This is a genomic window from Pseudarthrobacter sp. NCCP-2145 (genome assembly GCF_023708005.1).
GTDB lineage: Bacteria > Actinomycetota > Actinomycetes > Actinomycetales > Micrococcaceae > Arthrobacter > Arthrobacter oxydans.
Map to the genome: position 1 here is coordinate 42,749 of NZ_BRCG01000001.1, position 20,054 is coordinate 62,802.

At 66.0% G+C, this 20,054-nt stretch carries 19 protein-coding genes; 14 read left to right on the forward strand and 5 right to left on the reverse strand.

Annotation, left to right across the window (positions count from 1 at the left end):
- Window positions 1-22 precede the first annotated feature (22 nt).
- The 5 genes from NFU08_RS00195 (at window position 23) to holA (ending at window position 5,729) form a co-directional block, all read left to right on the forward strand.
- Complete coding sequence (locus NFU08_RS00195) at window positions 23-1,006, forward strand: DegV family protein (RefSeq protein WP_251420084.1); 984 nt, start codon at window positions 23-25, stop codon at window positions 1,004-1,006.
- Window positions 1,007-1,201: 195 nt separating this feature from the next.
- Complete coding sequence (locus tag NFU08_RS00200) at window positions 1,202-1,582, forward strand: hypothetical protein (RefSeq protein WP_174174346.1); 381 nt, start codon at window positions 1,202-1,204, stop codon at window positions 1,580-1,582.
- A gap of 126 nt (window positions 1,583-1,708) precedes the next feature.
- A complete protein-coding gene (locus NFU08_RS00205) occupies window positions 1,709-2,635 on the forward strand; it encodes a helix-hairpin-helix domain-containing protein (protein WP_251420085.1) in 927 nt (308 codons plus the stop codon).
- 26 nt (window positions 2,636-2,661) lie between these two features.
- On the forward strand, window positions 2,662-4,779 hold the full coding sequence (locus NFU08_RS00210) for a ComEC/Rec2 family competence protein (protein WP_251420086.1): 2,118 nt from the start codon (window positions 2,662-2,664) through the stop codon (window positions 4,777-4,779).
- Entirely contained in the window at window positions 4,713-5,729 is a 1,017-nt protein-coding gene (gene holA, locus NFU08_RS00215) for a DNA polymerase III subunit delta (protein ID WP_174174354.1), read from the forward strand. Before NFU08_RS00210 ends, holA begins: the two co-directional genes overlap by 67 nt.
- 188 nt (window positions 5,730-5,917) lie before the next feature.
- Here the strand turns inward: holA and rpsT are convergent, their stop codons facing one another.
- The gene (gene rpsT, locus NFU08_RS00220; protein WP_011692086.1) at window positions 5,918-6,178 is read right to left on the reverse strand and encodes a 30S ribosomal protein S20; all 261 of its coding nucleotides are present in this window, start codon (window positions 6,176-6,178) and stop codon (window positions 5,918-5,920) included.
- 169 nt (window positions 6,179-6,347) lie between these two features.
- A complete protein-coding gene (locus NFU08_RS00225; protein ID WP_251420087.1) occupies window positions 6,348-6,908 on the reverse strand; it encodes a type II toxin-antitoxin system PemK/MazF family toxin in 561 nt (186 codons plus the stop codon).
- A 179-nt stretch (window positions 6,909-7,087) separates the two neighbouring features.
- Here NFU08_RS00225 and lepA point away from each other — a divergent pair, with 179 nt between their 5' ends.
- Together lepA and hemW are read left to right on the forward strand one after the other, a co-directional pair.
- On the forward strand, window positions 7,088-8,941 hold the full coding sequence (gene lepA / locus NFU08_RS00230) for a translation elongation factor 4 (RefSeq protein WP_174174358.1): 1,854 nt from the start codon (window positions 7,088-7,090) through the stop codon (window positions 8,939-8,941).
- A gap of 36 nt (window positions 8,942-8,977) precedes the next feature.
- Complete coding sequence (hemW, locus tag NFU08_RS00235; protein ID WP_251420088.1) at window positions 8,978-10,207, forward strand: radical SAM family heme chaperone HemW; 1,230 nt, start codon at window positions 8,978-8,980, stop codon at window positions 10,205-10,207.
- A gap of 41 nt (window positions 10,208-10,248) precedes the next feature.
- Here the strand turns inward: hemW and NFU08_RS00240 are convergent, their stop codons facing one another.
- Complete coding sequence (locus tag NFU08_RS00240) at window positions 10,249-10,668, reverse strand: DUF4870 domain-containing protein (protein ID WP_066275976.1); 420 nt, start codon at window positions 10,666-10,668, stop codon at window positions 10,249-10,251.
- Between the two features lie 153 nt (window positions 10,669-10,821).
- The gene (locus tag NFU08_RS00245) at window positions 10,822-11,670 is read right to left on the reverse strand and encodes a DUF3097 domain-containing protein (protein ID WP_251420089.1); all 849 of its coding nucleotides are present in this window, start codon (window positions 11,668-11,670) and stop codon (window positions 10,822-10,824) included.
- Window positions 11,671-11,845: 175 nt separating this feature from the next.
- Here NFU08_RS00245 and hrcA point away from each other — a divergent pair, with 175 nt between their 5' ends.
- From hrcA to NFU08_RS00260, 3 genes are all read left to right on the forward strand, one after another.
- Window positions 11,846-12,859: a heat-inducible transcriptional repressor HrcA gene (hrcA, locus tag NFU08_RS00250; protein WP_174174364.1), complete on the forward strand. Its 1,014-nt coding sequence runs from the start codon at window positions 11,846-11,848 to the stop codon at window positions 12,857-12,859.
- An 81-nt stretch (window positions 12,860-12,940) separates the two neighbouring features.
- Window positions 12,941-14,068 carry a molecular chaperone DnaJ gene (gene dnaJ, locus NFU08_RS00255; protein ID WP_174174366.1) on the forward strand — a complete coding sequence of 376 codons (1,128 nt, stop codon included), beginning with the start codon at window positions 12,941-12,943 and terminating at the stop codon, window positions 14,066-14,068.
- A 2-nt stretch (window positions 14,069-14,070) separates the two neighbouring features.
- A complete protein-coding gene (locus tag NFU08_RS00260; protein WP_174174369.1) occupies window positions 14,071-14,850 on the forward strand; it encodes a 16S rRNA (uracil(1498)-N(3))-methyltransferase in 780 nt (259 codons plus the stop codon).
- Window positions 14,851-14,878: 28 nt separating this feature from the next.
- On the opposite strand, the gene NFU08_RS00265 is transcribed toward NFU08_RS00260, so the two are convergent.
- A complete protein-coding gene (locus tag NFU08_RS00265) occupies window positions 14,879-15,826 on the reverse strand; it encodes a GerMN domain-containing protein (RefSeq protein WP_251420090.1) in 948 nt (315 codons plus the stop codon).
- Between the two features lie 368 nt (window positions 15,827-16,194).
- Between NFU08_RS00265 and NFU08_RS00270 the strand changes: the two genes are divergently transcribed.
- Genes NFU08_RS00270 through era form a run of 4 tightly spaced genes read left to right on the forward strand, consistent with a single transcriptional unit; the run spans window position 16,195 to window position 20,024 of the window.
- The gene (locus tag NFU08_RS00270; protein ID WP_251420091.1) at window positions 16,195-17,283 is read left to right on the forward strand and encodes a PhoH family protein; all 1,089 of its coding nucleotides are present in this window, start codon (window positions 16,195-16,197) and stop codon (window positions 17,281-17,283) included.
- Window positions 17,280-17,753: an rRNA maturation RNase YbeY gene (gene ybeY, locus NFU08_RS00275; protein WP_174174373.1), complete on the forward strand. Its 474-nt coding sequence runs from the start codon at window positions 17,280-17,282 to the stop codon at window positions 17,751-17,753. The genes NFU08_RS00270 and ybeY overlap by 4 nt, the downstream gene beginning before the upstream one ends.
- Window positions 17,750-19,081 (forward strand): hemolysin family protein, encoded by a 1,332-nt coding sequence (locus tag NFU08_RS00280; RefSeq protein ID WP_174174375.1) that lies wholly within the window; start codon window positions 17,750-17,752, stop codon window positions 19,079-19,081. The genes ybeY and NFU08_RS00280 overlap by 4 nt, the downstream gene beginning before the upstream one ends.
- Window positions 19,065-20,024, forward strand: coding sequence for a GTPase Era (gene era, locus NFU08_RS00285; RefSeq protein WP_174174377.1), 960 nt, complete (start codon window positions 19,065-19,067; stop codon window positions 20,022-20,024). The genes NFU08_RS00280 and era overlap by 17 nt, the downstream gene beginning before the upstream one ends.
- Window positions 20,025-20,054: the final 30 nt, after the last annotated feature.

The window sequence follows — 20,054 nt, forward strand, 5'->3', positions numbered from 1 at the left end:
GCTGTGACCCCAGGAGGCCCCCTTGCCCGACCGTGACGCCGCCTGGCCCTGGGTCCGTGCACGCCTGCCGGCACGCCGCCGCGGGCAGGAAGCACCCGCAACCCAGGCAGCCGCCGTCGTACGCACTGCCGTGGTGACCGACTCCGCGGCGGCGCTGCCGGCCGACTGGACTGCAGGACTCAGCGGTGACGGCCGGCTGACCGTGATACCGATGCCCGTGATGGTGGGGGATGAGATCTACGGTGAAGGCGAAGACGACATCTCCGAGACCATTGCCCTGGCGCTGGCGAGCGGAACGCCAGTGAAGACCTCGCGGCCGTCACCCGGCCAGTTCGAGCAGGCCTACCGCTCGGCCCAGCAACGCGGTTTCGAGGCGGTGGTGTCTGTCCACATTTCCGGTGAACTGTCGGGGACGGCGGATGCGGCCAGGCTTGCAGCGGCCCGTGTCGGTATCCCGGTGGAGGTGGTGGATTCCCGGACGGTCGGGATGGCCCTGGGCATGGCGGTCCAGGCGGGTGTCCGGGCAGCTGCCGACGGCGGGGACGCGGCCTCTGTTGCCGCTGCCGCGGCCGACCAGGCAGCGCGGACCAAAGTGTATTTCTACGTTCCCAGCCTGGAGCAGCTGCGCCGCGGGGGACGGATAGGTCCCGCTGCCTCCCTGCTGGGAACGATGCTGGCCATCAAGCCCATCCTGGCAGTGGACGGGGGGAAAATCGTTCCGCTGGAGAAGGTGCGGTCGGCTGCAAAGGCTGTTGCCCGCCTGGAAGAGATTGTTGCCGCCGATGCCGGCGGCCGTCCGGCCCCTGCCGTCCGACTCGCTGTCCACCACTTTGGCAACCCTGACGAGGCCAAAGGCCTGGCCGAACGGTTGGCCCGCGCTTTGCCGCAGTGCCCCCCGGCCCAGGCCAGCTCCCTCCCCGCTGTACTGGCTGCCCACGCAGGGCTTGGGGTGCTCGCTGTCATTGTGGGGGAGGACCCGGCAGCAACCGGAAGTTTGTCCACTTAGCGTATACCGGCCCGGCGGCTGGCTACGCCCGCCTTGCTGAAGAGGACTGGGGCGCAGCCTCGGCAAGAGCTCCGGTGAAGCGCTGCATTGCCTGGTCCAGCGTTTCCTCCAGGACGGATGCCTCTCACACCTCTCACATGGCCTGTGGAAATACGGTACGGCGTCTCCGTGGGGAACTTCCATTAGGCTCTGAACATGGAGGTTCGGGACTCGCCGGGAAATTCGACCGTGGACATCAACCAGGAGCTGAGCCAGCGGCGCGGCTGGATTCTGACAATCGCCGTCGGGTTCGCCTTCTACATCCTGGGTTTTGTTATCGGAATGAAGACAGTGGGGCCGCTGTGCGGCAGCCCGCTGCTTCCGCAAAGCAGTGCTGCTGAAGAGGCCGACATCCAGATGCGGACCACCGGGCTGGCGGCGGAGTGCTACCGGAACATCGATGCCGCTTCTGTACCGGTGTGGATCTTGATGGCGCTCGGAATTGGCCTGGTCCTGACAGGAGTCGCTGTCAGGATCGTGGGTATCCGCCGGTCATTTGCCCGATCCGGGACGTTGACCGGAGCTGCACAGGATTAGGCAGACTGCATGGCTTTCCGTCCAGCGCGGGTGGCGATCCCATGCGGCACTCTTGAGGCGGGGATGCTTTCCACATAACAGGCGTTTGCCCTGTTGCCTCAACCCGGCGTTCCCTAGCGTGAAGTTATGTCACGCCGGGACGCTGGAACAGCAGGCCATGCGGCGCGCCATGCCAGGACCCGGCTGCAGGCAGCCCTCGGCGAGGCGCCGTCCGGCCTGTTGCTGGACACCGTTGGGAATCAGCTCTTCGAGTACAAGGGCTCCGGGGGCCACGAACCGGACGCCTCCCATGTGGTGACGGCCGGTGAAAACGGACAGGATCCAGATCCGGCGTCCACTGCGCTGGGACCGGCATTCCGTTGGCGGTTGGGCACCCGCCTCGCGGTTCTTCTCGGTGTCCTTGGCGTGGCTGCCGCAGCGTGGTTCTGGTGGCAGGCGGCAGCGAGCCAGCCGGAAATCCTCCCCCTCAGCGGTGTCAGCCCGGGCACCCCTGCGGCCGGCCCCTCAGCCGAGGCTGCTGCCACGGGAGATGAGGGGACCGGTGGCAGCGGGCCGGACATCGAGGACCCGAAGGCTGAAGCCGCCGCTGCGGTGGTGGTCCACGTGGCCGGCGCGGTGACCAGCCCCGGAGTGGTTCGGCTGCCGGCGGGAAGCCGCGTGCACGAGGCCATCACGGCCGCCGGAGGCGCAGTCCCCGGCGCGGACCTTGACCGGCTGAACCTGGCCGTCATGGTGGAGGACGGCCAAAAGATCCACGTGCCGCGGGCAGGCGAGGCGTTACCTGCAGGAGGTACTGGTGGCGGAGGTCCGCAACCCGGCGGCGGTGTGGCCGATGCCGGTAACACCGGAAACGCTGCGGGAGGGAAAATCAACCTCAACACGGCCAGTATGGAGGAACTGGATACGTTGCCGAAAGTCGGACCCGTGCTTGCCCAACGCATCGTGGACTGGCGCACAGAGCATGGGGCTTTCAAGAGCGTCGAGGAGCTGGACGCAGTGGACGGCGTCGGTCCCAAGATGCTTGAGGCATTGTTGCCGCTGGTGACGGTGTGAGGTGTCCCGGGTGAGGGCGGTATCTGATGGGTAGCCGCAGGGAGAAGCCGCCGACGAGCCCCTGGCAGAGGTATGTGGAGTCTGCAGTCAGGGCACCTGCAGCCGTGCCGGGACACGCGGGCAGCACCGCGTCCACCGAAGGCAGCGCACCGCACGGCGGGAACAGGACGGCTGAGGGCCGCGGGAAAGAGCCAGGACGGCGGCTGGATCTCGAACGTCCGGCCACCTTCCGGCGCCGGCTCCAGGAGCAATGGGGCGGGATGTGGGATTCAGCCTGGCAGGGAGCGGGGACGGAGGCTGTAGGGAACGGCGCGGCCCCCGGCAGCGGGGCGCCACGCCGCCGCACTGACGTTCGCCTCGCCGTTCCGGCGGTGGCAGTGTGGGCAGCCTCCAGTGCCGGGCTCTGGCTGCACCCGGTGGCCCTGGCGGTACTCTGTTGTGCTTTTGCTGCTGCGGGAACGCTCTTGATCAGCCGGAGCAGGCATCTCTTCCCACCTGGCAAACTCCGCTGCACGGCACTCGGGAGAGAACGCCCGCCCGCCCGGCGCAGTTTCCTGTCCACCAGCGCGGCAGCACTCTTCCTGGCAGCGGCCGCGGCTGCCCACTCGGCCGCGGGAGCAAGCCAGCGGTTCGAGGGGCCCCTGGCGGAGGCTGTTGCGGCGGGGAAATCAGTAGTGGCCGTCGTCGAAGTGGCCGGGAACCCCCGTGCGCTCACAGCACCAGGCCAGGCGGGAACGCCGGAACGCTGGTCAGTACCGGTCTGGACCCGCGAGATCAGCACCGGCGGTGTCCTGCTCCGAACCCGGGCTCAGCTCGTGGTGACGGGCGGCGGGGACTGGGGCACTGCGGTGACCGGGCAGCTGGTCCGCGCAACGGGAAAGCTTCGGCCACCAGAGCAGGGAACCCGGGAAGCGGGGATCCTCACAGCCTCCTCAGGCCCAGGCCCGGCTACCGGGGTGCCAATCCTTGAGAAATCGGCCAAGGAACTGCGGGAACAGTTCGTTGCCGCGTCCTCCTTCCTCGCCCCCGATCCCCGCGGCCTGCTGCCGGGCATGGTCACCGGAGATACCACAGCGCTGGACGAGGGCCTGGAGACTGCCATGAAGGCGGTGGGCATGACGCACCTGACGGCCGTCAGCGGCGCCAACTGCAGCCTGGTCCTTGGGGCCCTGCTGCTGGCCTGCCGGAGCCTGCGCCTGCCACGCCTTGCCGCCGCTGCCCTGGCCGGTGCCGGCCTCTGGCTCTTTGTGCTCCTCGTGGGGCCGGACGCGAGCGTTTTGCGGGCAGCCCTCATGGGCGCAGTGGCTGTCGTATCGCTTGCAAGTGGGCGGTCCGGACGCGGCCTCAGTTTCCTGTGCCTGGCGGTGATCGGCCTGCTGCTGACGGACCCCGGACTGGGATCCAGTTTTGGATTCCTCCTGTCCGTTCTGGCAACCCTGGGAATCATTGTCCTTGGCCGGCGCATCATCGATTGGACGCCGGGGTTCGTTCCACGCTGGGCGGCTGCGGCGGTGGCCGTCCCGTTGTCGGCGCAGCTGCTGTGCGGTCCCGTGATCGTGCTCCTGCAACCCCAGTTTTCCACCTACTCGCTGCTGGCCAATGTCATTGCCTCACCCCTGGTGGCCCCTGTGACACTGTTTGGGACGGCAGCTGTTCCACTGATGGTTCTTGCCCCGTGGGCGGCAACGGCCCTCATCGCGGTGGCCGGAACCTTCAGTTCCGGTGTCGCCGCCACGGCAAGGTTCACGTCCCAGCTCCCAGGGGCAGCGCTTCCATGGCCTGAGGGCATTCCCGGTCTGCTGACCATGCTGTTGCTGTCTGTTCTGACTTACGGAACAGTTTGGGCCGTCGCCCGGCCCCGCCAGGCCTGCCGGCTTGTACTGTCCTGCCACCGGCGTCTCGTTTCGCTTATCGAAGTCATGGAGACGTGGTCAGTCCTGACGCTCCACCGCCACGGCTTTCGGCAGGGGCCCCGATCGAAGCGGAAGCCGGCGCGGAGGCCCGCTCCCGGCTTGGAGCGGGGAGCGGGACGTGGCAGGCTGGGATACTCCACAAATCTTTCCGGAAGGAACCCACGATGGCCGCTGCGCAGAAGCGAGCAACCCGTTCCCCGGCATCAAACGCTGCCACCTGGCGGGACGTAACACCCGCAGCGGTGGTGCTGGTCAGCGGTCCGGAAGAGTACCTGGGCATCAGGGCCATGGACCGCGTCCGCGCGCAGGTGCGGGCTGCAGCCCCGGACGTTGAGGTCAGCCGCATCAACGCGGCTGCCTATGAGCCGGGCACCCTGCTGATGCAGGTGAGCCCCTCGCTCTTCGGGGAGAGCAAGCTCATTGAGGTGGAGGCCGTCGAGGCCATGAACGACGCTTTCCTCGCCGATGCGCTCCGGTACGTGGAACACACGGAACCCGATGCCGTCCTGGTTCTCCGGCACGGCGGGGGAGTCAGGGGGAAGAAGCTCCTGGACGCCGTAAAGAAGGGCGGCTGGCCCGTGGTGGACTGCCAGCCCCTCAAGAAGGACGCAGACAAGGTGGCCTTTGTGGCGGCCGAATTCAAGGCCGGCGGCCGCCGTATTGAGCAGGACGCCGTCCAGGCGCTGGTCAACGCGGTGGGAGCCAACCTTTCTGAACTTGCCGCCGCGTGCAGCCAGCTCATCGCGGATGCAGGAACCACCGTCACCTCGGAGGTTGTGGACCGCTACTACGGCGGCCGTATCGAGGCGACAGCTTTCAAGGTGGCTGATGCTGCCATGGCGGGCAATGCTCCCTTGGCCCTGTCCACGCTCCGCCATGCCCTCGCCACGGGAGCGGATCCCGTACCGCTGGTGGCAGCGCTGGCCGCAAAGCTTCGAACGGTTGCGAGGGTTGCCGGCGCATCCGGATCCTCCGCCCAGATAGCCGCGGAGCTTGGCATGCAGCCCTGGCTGGTTGAGCAGGCGCAACGGGATGTCAGGCGATGGACGCCGGAGGGGCTTGTCCGGTCCATCCAGGCCACCGCCGAAGCCGACGCGCAGGTCAAAGGCCTCTCCCGCGACCCCGTCTACGCGGTGGAGCACGCGGTCACGGTCATCGCCATGTCCGTCCAGGGCCGCTGACCTTTCAGCAGGCCTGCGGGATCCCCTGCTCGGGCGCCTGTCCGCGAAGGTCCTCAGGCTTGCGCGCACCTGTAAGGCTCTGATCCGCGCACCAGCCCAGGATTTAGGGGCGGGGGCTGCGCTTAAAGATGTGTGGCCGGCACCCGAGGGTGCCGGCCACAACCATCAGTTCAAGCGAACTGGAAACCTTACAGTGCGTTGACCTTCTTGGAGATCGCCGACTTGCGGTTTGCTGCGTTGTTCTTGTGCAGAACACCCTTGCTGACAGCCTTGTCCAGCTTGCGGCTGGCAGCTACCAGGGCAGCAGCAGCTGCATCCTTGTCCGTGGACTCAACGGCGGTGTTGACGGCGCGGATGGCCGTCTTCAGCTCGGACTTGACTGCGTTGTTGCGCAGGCGTGCCTTCTCGTTGGTGAGGATGCGCTTCTTCTGGGACTTGATATTCGCCACGTGTGAACTCTCTTTTTAATGCGGAAATGGTCTAGAGGGCTTTCAAGCTGGCCATTGACTGAGCGGCGTGGGGATACCTATGGCGGCCAACCATCAGTGGCCGTCGACCTGCACGGACACACAGCTATAAAGAGTAGCAGGTCAGCGGCAGCTCTTGCCATTCCAGGGCTTAGGCCCAGCCGTGTCGCCGGCGCAGGGAGGAGGCCACCCGATCGAACCGGTTACGGTCCAGCACGGCACCCTCCCGCCGGATGCCGTCCGGGCGGAGCTGGAGGACGCGGTCCAGCCGGGCCTCGCTGGGACGGCCCTGCCGGTCCCAGCCGCCAACTCCAATGTCCACGTAATCCGCTGAGGCCGCAGAATCGGGAACACGGTCCCTGCTGGTCAGCATCAGTCCGAGCAGGTAGCCGCCGTTGCGGCCCACCAGCAGCACAGGACGGTCCTTCCCGCGGCTGTGGTCTTCCTCGTACGGCACCCACGCCCACACCACTTCCCCGGGATCCGGTTCACCATCCGGCCTGGCCGCATACCTGACAGTGAATTTCCCGTGGAAGTCCCCGGGGTAGGCAGCAGCGGCGTTTGACCTGCCCTGGACCTGCCCGTCGCCGGAAGCCGGTCCAGGCCGGCCCGGGGTGCGGCGGGCGGCTGCCCCTGCAGCGCTTCGCACCTTGTGGAGTGTTCGCAGGCCCGTCCTGACCGCGTCCTGCAGTGATCGGAGATTGAAAACCATCCAGCCACCCTATAGCTGCCTCCCGCGAGGAGGAATGCTGGCGGCAACTCCCTTCAGGATGCGGTGCGGCAGGCCTTGACGTGGGACACTGGAGGTTGAAAATGTGCGGCCAGCCCGCGGGCCGCCCACGGCGCGCCCAGGCGGATGGCCGTGTGAATGCCAAGAGTAAGGACCCCTGCGTGTCTCCCATGGCCCGCACCGCACCGGTGCCCGCCGCGACAGATCCGGCCATTATTCGGAATTTCTGTATCATCGCGCACATTGACCACGGTAAGTCCACCCTGGCCGACCGGATGCTGCAGTTCACCGGCGTGGTCCAGTCCCGGGACATGAAGGCCCAGTACCTGGACCGGATGGACATTGAGCGCGAGCGCGGCATCACCATCAAGTCCCAGGCGGTCCGCATGCCGTGGGAACTCGACGGCACCAGCTACGCGCTGAACATGATCGATACACCTGGACACGTTGACTTCACGTATGAGGTCTCCCGCTCCCTCGCGGCGTGTGAAGGGGCGATCCTCCTCGTGGATGCTGCCCAGGGCATCGAGGCCCAGACCCTCGCCAACCTGTACCTGGCCATGGAAAACAACCTCACGATCATCCCCGTCCTGAACAAGATCGACCTCCCGGCAGCGCAGCCGGAGAAGTACGCGGCGGAACTGGCCAGCCTGATCGGCGGAGACCCGGAGGACGTCCTGCGCGTTTCGGGCAAGACCGGCATGGGCGTGGAGGCGCTGCTGGACAAGATCGTCCGCGACCTGCCGGCTCCCCAGGGCGACGCCAATGCCCCTGCGCGCGCCATGATCTTCGACTCGGTGTACGACACCTACCGCGGCGTGGTCACCTATGTCAGGGTGGTGGACGGCATGCTGCACCCCCGCGAACGCATCCAGATGATGTCCACCCGGGCCACGCACGAACTCCTTGAGATCGGAGTGAGCTCCCCGGAACCCACCCCCTCCAAGGGCCTGGGCGTCGGAGAAGTGGGCTACCTCATCACGGGTGTGAAGGATGTCCGCCTGTCCAAGGTGGGCGACACCGTGACCAACCTTGCCAAGCCTGCCGCGGATTCGCTTCCCGGCTATGCGGATGCCAAGCCCATGGTCTTTTCCGGTCTGTACCCGCTGGACGGCACGGACTACCCGGTGCTGCGCGATGCGCTGGAGAAGCTGATGCTCAACGACGCCGCCCTGGTCTACGAGCCCGAAACGTCCGCCGCCCTTGGCTTCGGCTTCCGTGTTGGCTTCCTGGGCCTGCTCCACCTTGAAATCACGCGCGAGCGGCTGGAGCGCGAGTACAACCTGGACCTGATCTCCACCGCCCCCAACGTGGAGTACGAGGTCACGCTGGAGGACAAGAAAGTGGTCCACGTGACCAACCCCAGCGAATACCCCTCCGGCAAAATCTCCGAGGTCCGCGAGCCCATGGTGGCCGCCACCATCCTGGCCCCAAACGAATTCGTCGGAGCCATCATGGAGCTCTGCCAGAGCCGCCGCGGTGTGATGGGCGGCATGGACTACCTGTCCGAGGACCGGGTGGAAATCCGGTACCGCCTTCCATTGGCCGAGATCGTGTTCGACTTCTTCGACATCCTGAAGTCCAAGACCCGCGGCTACGGTTCCCTGGACTGGAAGGCCGACGGCGACCAGGTGGCCGACCTTGTCAAGGTGGACATCATGCTCCAGGGCGAGCAGGTGGATGCCTTCTCCGCCATCACCCACCGCGACAAGGCCTACGCGTACGGCGTCATGATGACCACCAAGCTGCGCGAGCTCATTCCCCGCCAGCAGTTCGAGGTGCCCATCCAGGCGGCCATCGGCTCCAGGATCATCGCCCGCGAAAGCATCCGCGCCATCCGCAAGGACGTCCTGGCCAAGTGCTACGGCGGTGACATCTCCCGTAAGCGCAAACTGCTGGAAAAGCAGAAGGAAGGCAAGAAGCGCATGAAGATGGTGGGCCGCGTCGAAGTCCCCCAGGAAGCCTTCATCGCTGCGCTCACCACAGACGAGTCCAAGGACAAGGCCAGGAAGTAGTGGTTACAGCGGCCGGCAGTGCAGGAGGACCCTGCAGTGCCTAGCGTTCTTCCCCTGGGCGACCCGGCGCCGTCGGACGGTCTGCTGCCCCGCCAGGCAGCCGACGGTGCGGCGGACCGGGCATTCGGGCTCTATGTTCACATCCCGTTCTGCTCCGTCCGCTGCGGCTACTGCGACTTCAACACCTATACCGCCACGGAGCTCGGTGGCGGCGCCTCGCAGGATGCCTATGCCGCCACCGCGGCCTCGGAAGTGTCCCTGGCGGCCAGCGTCCTTGCAGAATCCGGCCTCCCCGCGCGGCCGCTCAGCACAGTGTTCTTCGGAGGCGGCACGCCAACCCTGCTCCCCGCGGAGGACCTGGCCCTGATCCTGGGGCGCGCCATCGACCAGTGGGGCATCGAGGACGGCGCCGAGGTCACTACGGAGGCCAACCCGGACTCGGTCACCCCGGAATCCCTTGCCGTCCTGAAGGAGGCCGGGTTCACCCGGATTTCGTTCGGCATGCAGTCAGCCGTTCCGCACGTCCTCAAGGTCCTTGACCGGACCCACACGCCCAGCCGCGTGCCGCAGGTAGTGCAGTGGGCCCGGGACGCCGGGCTGGCCGTCAGCCTGGACCTCATCTACGGCACGCCGGGGGAGTCGCTGGACGATTGGCGGTACTCGCTCGAGACCGCCCTGTCCTACCAGCCGGACCACATCAGCGCTTACGCGCTGATTATCGAGGACGGGACCAAGCTCGCCGCACAGATCCGCCGTGGTGAAGTTCCGGGGATCGACGACGACGACCACGCCGACAAGTACGAGCTCGCCGATGAGCTGATCACCAAAGCAGGCCTTGCCTGGTACGAGGTCAGCAACTGGGCCCGCACGCCCGGACAGGCCTGCCGCCACAACCTCGCCTACTGGCGCGGCGACGACTGGTGGGGGATCGGGCCCGGAGCCCACTCGCACGTGGGCGGTGTCCGCTGGTGGAACGTCAAGCACCCCACTGCCTACGCCGGACGCCTTGCGCAAGGAATGTCACCGGCGGCGGGGAGGGAAACCCTGGATTCTGAAACCCGGAATATGGAGCGGGTGATGCTTGAGGTCCGCCTCCACTCTGGCCTCGAGATCGCTTCGCTCGGCGCCACAGGGCGGCGCGAGGTCGCCGGGCTGATCGCGGAGGAACTGGTGGATCCTGCCGCCGCTTTCGCGGGACGGCTGGTCCTCACGCTGAAGGGCAGGCTGCTGGCGGACGCGGTGGTGCGCCGGGTCCTGCCGGACTAGCAGTTTAAAGGCTGGGAACCGGTGCTGGGAGCCGGCGGGGACTACTTGATCCAGCGCAGGTTGTACGGGTAGCGGTGCGGCTGGCCCTTGTTGACATGGATGCCGGCTGCCACGGAGAAGCAGGTCAAGGCGATCCAGATGAGGGTGGCAATCACGGCAAAAATGTTGCCGACCACCGGAACAAACACCAGGATGTTCGCCACCACAGCAGCGATGGTGGGCGGCAGGCTGAAGTTGAGCGCTTCCTTGGACTCCTGCGCCGTGAAAGGGCCCCGGTCCCGGAAAATCAGGTAGATCAGCAGAGCCGGAACGCAGCCCAGGATTCCGCCGAAATGGGCCATGGTGGCCCACTGCCGGTCCTCGCTGGCTGTCAGGGGCAGCGCATTCGCCGGAACGCCATGGTATTCCGAACGGCCCTGGCCGCCCTGGGTGTCCCTGTGATCGCGTGCGTTTTCTGCCACAGTCTGTTCCTTCTGAAAGTGCAATGGAGATGGCTAAGAGTGCATAGAGGTTGCGCCAGCCTGCAACTACCGCAGGTTCCGCACTACCAAGAATACTGGCTGGACGCCCAGAAGTTGCCTTGGGCTCCAGGCGCAGCGGCAACGGGGTACCTGTCAGGGAACCGTGAGGAAGTCAATGACTTCCTCTACCCTCCCCAGCAGGGAGGCTTCCAGGTCCGCGTAGGTGCGGACCGCACCCAGCAGCTTCTGCCACCCGAGACCGATGTCCTCCTTGGTGGCATGGGGCCAGCCGAACGCGGTGAGGATACCGGTCTTCCAGTCCTGCCCGCGCGGCACCACAGGCCATTTTTCGATGCCCAGGACAGCCGGCCGGATCGCCTGCCAGACGTCCACATAGGGGTGGCCTACGATCAGCACGTTCCCGGCAGCACCCGGCAAGGCCATGACGGCGTCCGCGATGCGCGATTCCTTGGAGTCCGGAACCAGGTGGTCCACCAAAACTCCGAGGCGCCGGCCCGGTCCGGGCCTGAACTCGGCTACCGCGCCGGCAAGGTCGTCGATGCCGTGGAGGGGTTCGACGACGATGCCTTCCACCCGAAGGTCGTCTCCCCAGACCTTTTCCACCAGTTCGGCGTCGTGCTTTCCCTCAACCCAGATCCGGCTGGCCTTGGCGACCTGCGCCCGCTGGCCGGCCACCCGGACCGAACCCGAGGCTGTCCGGCCGGCTGCAGCGGTGGGAGCCTGGCGGGGCGCCGGCGGGAGGAGCTTGATAGCTTGCCCCTCGAGGAGGAAGCCGAACCCCAGGCGGAAAGACCTGGACTTGCCGCGCCTGTCCTCGAGTGCCACCACATGCATGCCGCCGGACTTCTCCACGCGGGTCACGGCGCCCACCCAGCCGGACTGGACGTCCTCCAGCACCATTCCGCGCTCAACAGGCACTTCAGGCAGGGCAGCGCTGGACGGAGCGGACATGTCCTGGGGTCCCCAGTTCTGGTAATGCATTGATTCACTCCGCCTAGCGCTCGATCACAGGTCCGGAATTTCGCCCGGAGCGGTACCAATGCTAGCAACGGGCAGAGGCATAATAGACTGTTAGCACTTGGGCATGTCGAGTGCTAAACGATGGGCGGCACAGCGCGGGCGGCGCTGCCGCCCCAACCCTGGATGGAGGTGGAGTGTGAGCGAGCCACGCAAACTTGAAGTACTCCGTGCCATCGTGGAGGACTACGTCCATTCCCGCGAACCCGTGGGATCCAAAGCCCTGGTGGAGCGCCATCATCTCGGTGTGTCCAGCGCAACCATCAGGAATGACATGGCGGCACTGGAGGAAGAGGGCCTGATCACGGCCCCGCACACCAGCGCCGGGCGGATTCCGACAGATAAGGGATACCGGCTCTTCGTGGACCAGATCTCTGCCGTCAAGCCGCTCTCCCCGGCGGAGCGCCGCGCCATCCAGTCCCTGCTGGAAGGATCGGACGACCTGGACGATGTCCTGGACCGCACTGTCCGGCTCCTGTCCCAGCTGACCAACCAGGTTGCCGTGGTCCAGTACCCTCACTTGAGCAGGGCCCTGGTCCGGCATATCGAATTTGTCCTCCTCGCCCCGCGGAAGGTGCTGGTGGTGTTGATCGCCAACAGCGGCAAGGTGGAGCAGCGCGTTATCGACGTCGGCCAGGACCTGGGGGATGACGCCTTGGCGGGCCTGCGGGCACGCTTCCTCGGATCGCTTGCCGGAACGCCGCTGAGCCAGCTCTCCCAGTCCCTGCCTGCCGTGGTGGCCACGGCTGCCCCGGGGCAAAGGCAGGCGGCGCAGGCCCTCGCTATCGGCCTGGAAGCCCTGGCGCAGAGCAGCCGCGAGGAACGCATGGTGATGGCCGGCACAGCGAATTTGGCGCGGTCCAACGTGGACTTCCCACTGAGCATCGGCCCGGTGCTGGAAGCCCTGGAGGAGCAGGTGGTCATGCTCCGCCTGCTGAGCGAGATGGCGCAGGACCACCGCGGAGTGGCTGTCAGCATCGGCCGCGAGAATCCCTACGACGGACTGGCCGAGGCATCGGTGGTGGCCACCGGCTACGGCCCGGACAGCGCAGCAAAGATCGGCATTCTGGGACCAACACGCATGGACTATCCCACCACCATGGCCGCGGTCAGGGCCGTCGCCCGCTACCTTTCCCGGATCCTGGGCCCCTGAGGCCCGGCCGGGACCACTGGACACCCACAGCATTTCCAGCAGTCCAACTGCAGGCAGTACAACAAGGAAGAGATACGAACTTTGAGCAGCCACTACGACGTCCTTGGAGTCTCACCGGAGGCCACGGGAGAAGAGATCAAGAAGGCCTACCGCAAGCTGGCACGCACCCTGCACCCGGACGTCAACCCGGGTGAGGATGCGTCGGACCGCTTCAAGGCAGTAACCCACGCCTACGAAGTCCTGTCGGATCCCCAGAAACGCCGGGTCTACGACACCACGGGCAACGAAAATGGGACGGACAACGGCTTCGGCGGTGGCGGATACGCCGGCCAGGGGTTCGCTTTCCAGGACATTTTCGACACCTTCTTTGGTGCCGGCGGTTCCACCGGCCCGGCCTCCCGGGTGCGGCGCGGGCAGGACGCCCTCATCAGCGTCCGGATCGAACTCCGCGACGCTGTCTTCGGTGTGAACAAGAAGCTCGATGTGGACACCGCCGTCACGTGCCCAACCTGTGAGGGTTCCTGTTGCCAGCCCGGCAGCCATCCTGAACGCTGCGACATTTGCGGCGGCAGCGGCCAGGTCCAGCGCGCCGTCCGTTCCATCCTGGGACAGGTCATGACGGCAGCCCCGTGCGGAACCTGCGAAGGTTTCGGCACCGTCATCAAGGACCCGTGCAACGAGTGCAGCGGCCAGGGACGCATCCGGAGCCGCCGTTCGCTGACCATCAAGGTTCCCGCCGGCGTTGCCACCGGAACGCGGATCCAGCTTTCCGGCCAGGGCGAGGCAGGCCCGGCCGGCGGACCGTCCGGTGACCTTTACGTTGAGATCCGCGTGAACAACGACGCCACCTACGTACGCGACAACGACGATCTCCACGCCACCCTGCACATTCCGATGACGGCGGCCGCCCTGGGCACCGAAGTGAGCCTGGAAACGTTCGACGGGCCACAGGAAATCGACGTCAAGCCCGGGACCCAGTCCGGTGAGATCATCACTCTTCGTGGACTTGGCGTCACCCACTTGCGCGGTTACGGCCGCGGTGACCTCAAAGTGCATCTCCAGGTTGAGACGCCCGCCAAGCTTGATGCCGCACAGGAAGAGCTCCTGCGGCAGCTGGCCAAGATGCGCGGTGAACAGATCACAGAGGGCAAGCTTGCGGCCAGCGGCGGCATGTTCGCCAAGCTCCGGGACCGGCTCGGTAACCTGTAGCGGTGAGCAACCCTGTCTTTTTCACCCCGCCCGGGTCCCTGGACCACATGGTGGCGGGGCAGGTCTTCGTCCTCGAGGGGACCGAGGCGCGGCACGCCGTCACGGTCAAGCGGCTCACCCCGGGTGAGCCGGTCGACATCGTTGACGGAGCCGGAACGCGGATGAGCGGACGGGTGCTTGCGGCCACGCCCGCACGACTGGAGGTGGAGTGCGCCTCAGTGGCTGTTGAGGAGCGGCCGTCCACGAGGCTGGTGCTGGTGCAGGCCCTGGCCAAGGGCGACAGGGATGAACTCGCCATCGAAACGGGCACTGAACTCGGGATCGACGCCGTTATACCCTGGCAGTCCGAACGGTCCATTGTGCGGTGGAAGGGCGACCGGGCGGCCAAAGCCCACGCGAAGTGGCAGTCGGTGGTGGCGGCGGCAGCAAAGCAGGCGCGCCGCGCGTGGGTCCCCGAGGTGCGTCCCGCCGTCGACACCGCCGCGCTGGCCGGCCTCGTGGAGGCCGCGGGGCTGGCAGTCATCCTGCATGAGGACGCCGTGCGCCCCCTGCGCGCGGTTCTGGAAGCCTCTTTGGTCGCGGACGGAACGGAACCCCGTGAAGTGCTGCTGATCGTCGGGCCGGAAGGCGGCATCAGCCCCAGGGAAGTGACCAGGCTCTGCGGGAAAGGCGCCGTCACCGCCCTGCTGGGGCACCATGTCCTGCGCTCGTCAACGGCCGGACCGGCCGCCGTCGTGCTTGCCAGCGACATCCTGGGCCGGTGGACCGCCCCCTCACCCTGACCAGCCCGGCGTGCCCCGGCCGGGTAGGCTACCGGACCTTGAAAGCCCGCGAATCCTCATTCTGGTCCGGCTGATCCCCGGTACCGGCCTGTGCCACCTTCAATTCGTAGTCCCCGGCCGGAAGTGTGAGGGCCAGCGTAAACAGTCCTGCCTGCCCTGGCTCGGCGGCCGCCGTCGTCTCCCCAGTCAGGAACGGGACCTTGCTTCCGTCATCTTCCGTCCGGAGGATCTGCCAGCGGAGCTTGCCTCCGGACAGGGTGCTGCGGCCGGTGATCTTGACGCTCCCGGCCGCCACTTCTGAGTTCTCCTGCGGATCAATGATCCAGACTGGGGCCACCATGCCGGCGGCCCTCGTCATAAGGTCACCCAGCTGGATATGGCCGAAAGCAACGTAGTCCGTGTGCCCGTCCACCAGGATCCGCACGCGGATCTGCTGCCCGGAATCGATAAGCCCTGAACTGGCCGCAGCAGCGCTGGCCGTATACACAAGTTGCTGGACAGCGCGGCCGGCCATATCGGCGTCGAGGTTGCTGTTGAAGGCGTCCTCAGACACATCCACCGTGATGACGTCCTTGCCGGAGATGGACGTGGCCAGCTTGCCGGGATTCTGCCAGGGGGTGAAGAAATCCGGGTCAAGGGGCTTGTCCGACATCATGGCCCGCAGGGCCCTCGTTACCGGATTCTCCTGCTCAGGCACTTCCCTGAATTCCCGGTAAAGGAAGATGCTGCTGTTGCTCCGGCCAATCCAGTAGACCGGGGCCTTGTTGGACGACTGCGTGGTTTCGAGCGGCGCGCTCGTGGAAGGCGCGGTGCCGGTGGCGGCAGGGCCAGAGCCCAGAAGGGTAGTGGGGGAGGGGTCCGGCTCGGCCAGGCAGCCCGTCAGGAGCGGAGCCGCCAAGAGAACCACTGCCAGGACGGCAGGGCGCACAATGCCGCCACGTCGTCCTGCCCTGCGGGGCGCAGCAGATTCCGGCACGTTTGTTGCCTGTCCTTCCATGAATGGCTGGCCGCTCCCCAAGCGGCAATCCAGCAGCGGCTGGATTTCCAGCATGGCACAGGGCCCGAAGCTGAAAGGCCGGATACGGGCCTCGGGGAGGAACTGCAACGGGAACGATATGAGGCCGATATGAAGTTGATACCTAATGGCGGAACGGGCGGCGCCGTCCAGGCTATCCGAAGGGTCTTGCCGTTCCCCTTTTCAGAGGTTGATGGGGTCCTGGCGTAAGATGGAAGGATCGCTGGTCGAGGCGCAACCGGTCCATCGTCGAAGGGCCCTGTCGCCGGCCGCCAGCAGCGGGAATTGTCCGGTACTTTGAGGGGATCACGGGCCTGCGGGCCACCACTATGACTGAATCAGCGAATGGCAAGCGCCAGCTCAACACGGGAGAAGGCGCTGCGGGGGAATTTCCCCATTCCCTCCCCGGCAGCCGGACCGAGGTAGTCCTTTTCGACAACTCCGACCAGATGGTCCAGTCCCTGGGCAGCCATGACGAGGCACTGCGGTATATCGAGGAACAGTTTCCGGCCGTCAACTTCCATGTCCGGGGCAATGAGCTCTCGATTACAGGGCCTGCCAGCGACGTTCCCCGCATCATGCGCCTCCTCCACGAGGTCCGGGGGCTCGTGGCCCGCGGCACGGTGATCAGCCCGGCGGTGCTGCAGCAGCTTGTTGCACTGCTCCGTACCCAGTCCCTGCAAAACCCCGTTGACGTACTGACCCACGACATCCTGTCCAGCCGCGGAAAAACCATCCGCCCGAAGACGCTGAACCAGAAGACCTACGTTGACTCCATCGACACCAATACGGTGATTTTCGGCATAGGTCCGGCAGGTACAGGCAAGACCTACCTCGCGATGGCAAAGGCCGTCCAGGCACTGCAGCAAAAAGAGGTCAGCCGCATCATCCTGACCCGCCCCGCCGTTGAGGCGGGAGAGCGGTTGGGTTTTCTCCCCGGGACCCTGAGCGACAAGATCGATCCGTACCTGCGCCCGCTCTACGATGCACTGCACGACATGATGGACCCCGAGTCCATTCCCCGGCTGATGGCAGCAGGCACCATTGAAGTGGCGCCCCTCGCCTACATGCGCGGCCGGACGCTCAATGACGCCTTCATCATCCTTGACGAGGCCCAGAACACCACGCCGGAGCAGATGAAGATGTTCCTTACCCGGCTTGGCTTCGGATCCAAGATGGTGGTCACCGGGGACGTCACCCAGGTTGACCTGCCCTTCGGCACCCGCTCCGGACTCCGCATCGTGGAGGAGATCCTCCAGGGCATCGAGGGCGTCAGCTTCTCGGTCCTTGACGCCGCAGACGTCGTCAGGCACAGGCTGGTGGGTGACATCGTCAACGCCTACAGCATCTGGGATGAAACCCAGCGCAGCCGGGTAAAACATTCGGCCGGCGCCGCTAAACGGGGGGAACACGCGTGAGCATCGAGGTCAACAATGAATCCGGCGTCCAGGTGGACGAAGCGGAAATCGTGGCATTGTCCCGGTACATCTTTGAACAGCTGTATATCCATCCGCAGGCTGAACTGTCCGTCCTGCTGGTGGACGAGCCCGCGATGGAGAAGCTTCACATCGAACTGATGGATGAGCCCGGCTCCACCGATGTCCTGTCCGTACCCATGGACGAGTTGACTCCCGGGACGCCGGACCGTCCCACCCCCCAGGGCATGCTTGGCGATATTGCCATCTGCCCGCAGGTTGCCCGGGTGCAGGCCAAGAACGCCGGCCACTCACTGCAGGACGAGATGCTCCTGCTCACCACGCACGGGATCCTCCACCTGCTGGGATACGACCATGCAGAACCCGAGGAGAAGGCCGAGATGTTCGGGCTCCAGCGTGAGCTCCTGTCCGGCTTCACCGGCAAAGAAGCGCCCGCCGAGACCACCCAGTGACGCCTCTGCTCCTCGTCGCAATGGCCTTGGCTTTCCTGGCTGTTGCGGCCGTCTTGACTGCGGCCGAAGCGGCCTTCAACTTCATTCCGCGGCATGACGCGGAAGACGCCCTGCTGAAGAGCCGCGGGACCGCCCTGCGGCAGATCCTCTCCCATCCGGTGGCGCACATCCGGGCGCTGCGGTTCTGGCGTATCTGGTTCGAGATGGCCTCTGCCGTTGCCGTCGCCGTGCTGCTCTACAGCCTGCTGGACAACGTGTGGCTTGCCGGCCTTGCCGCCACCGGCATCATGGCCTTGCTGGGCTTTGTGATCGTCGGTGTCTCCCCGCGCCAGCTTGGCAGGCTGCATTCCGCTGCCGTGGTGCGCTCCACCGCTCCGATGATCCGCTTCCTGACCTGGGTCCTGGGGCCAATTCCAGGCTGGCTGGTGACGCTTGGCAGTACCGCTGCCCCCGGAGCCCCCGGCGGGGACGAGGCGTTCTTCAGCGAGCAGGAATTCCGTGAACTTGTTGAACGTGCCAGCGAGTCCGACATGATCGAGGACACCGAGGCGGAAATGATCCAGTCCGTTTTCGATTTCGGTGACACGCTTGTCCGCGCCGTGATGGTGCCGCGCACGGACATCCTCACCATCGAAGCGGGGTCCAGCCTGCGGCAGGCGATGTCCCTCTTCCTCCGCTCCGGCTACTCCAGGATCCCGGTCATCGGCGACAGCACGGACCAGATTCTCGGCATCATCTACCTGAAGGACGTTGCGGCCGTCATTCACGAACTGGCACCCCACGAGGAACCGCCGCTGGTGGAGTCGCTCGCCCGGGAAGTACGGTATGTGCCGGAATCGAAGCCCGTCAGCGACCTGCTCCGGGAGCTCCAGAAGGAGTCCACGCATGTTGCCATCGTGATCGACGAGTACGGCGGAACTGCCGGACTTGTCACCCTGGAGGACCTCATCGAGGAAATCGTGGGTGAAATCGTGGACGAGTACGACACCGAAAGTGCCGAGGCCGTGGAGCTCGACGACGGATCCTACCGGGTCAGCGCCCGCATGGGCATCGATGACCTGGGCGAGCTGTTCGACATCGAACTCGATGATGATGAAGTGGACACCGTTGGCGGCCTGCTCGCAAAAGCGCTGGGCCGCGTACCCATCGTGGGAAGCACGGTGGAAGTGCAGGGCGTGTCCCTGCGGGCCGACCGGCTGGAAGGCCGCCGCAACCGCGTCAGCCATATCATTGCGGCGCGGGTGGCAAAAGAAGACACTGACCTTGAGGACCTCTTCCAAGAGGCGGAAGCAACCCAGCAGGGAGTTTCACGTGAGCAAGAAAAATAAGGGCGAAAGCCACGACGATTTCGGTGGTTTCCGCGCAGGGTTCTCGGTCCTGGTAGGCCGGCCCAACGCGGGCAAGTCCACCCTGACTAACGCGCTGGTGGGCAAGAAGGTGGCCATCACGTCCGCTAAGCCCCAGACCACCCGGCACACCATCCGCGGCATCGTCCACCGGCAGGACGCGCAGCTGATCCTGGTTGACACACCGGGGCTGCACCGCCCCCGCACACTCCTGGGCAAGCGCCTGAACGACCTCGTTGCCGACACACTGGCGGAGGTGGATGCGATCGGGTTCTGCCTCCCCGCCAACGAAAAGATCGGCCCGGGCGACAAGTTCATCGCCGCGCAGTTGGCCGCCGTGGGCCGCAAGCCCGTGATCGCCATCGTCACCAAGGCCGACACTGTGGACCGCCAGGCCCTGACGGAACAGCTCCTGGCCGTGGCCGCCCTCGGCCGGGAAGTGCTGGGGGAGGAGGGGTGGAAGGACATCGTTCCCGTCTCCGCCACTGACGGCTTCCAGGTGGACACCGTCGCTGACGTCCTCATCAGCCACATGCCGCCGTCTCCTCCGCTGTACCCGGACGGTGAACTCACCGACGAGCCGGAAGCCGTGATGGTGGCGGAACTTATCCGGGAAGCGGCCCTCGAAGGCGTTCGGGATGAGCTGCCACACTCCCTCGCCGTGGTGGTGGAAGAAATCGTTCCCCGGGAGGACCGGCCGGACGACAGCCCGCTGCTTGACGTGCGGGTGAACCTTTATGTGGAGCGTCCTTCCCAAAAAGCAATCATCATCGGCAAGGGCGGCAGCCGTCTGCGTGAGGTGGGCACCAATGCGCGCAAGGGCATCGAGGCGCTCCTGGGTACACGCATCTACCTGGACCTCCACGTGAAGGTGGCGAAGGACTGGCAGCGGGACCCGAAACAGCTGGTGAAGCTGGGCTTCTGAGCCCTTTACAGGGCGCGGCCGCTGGACCGC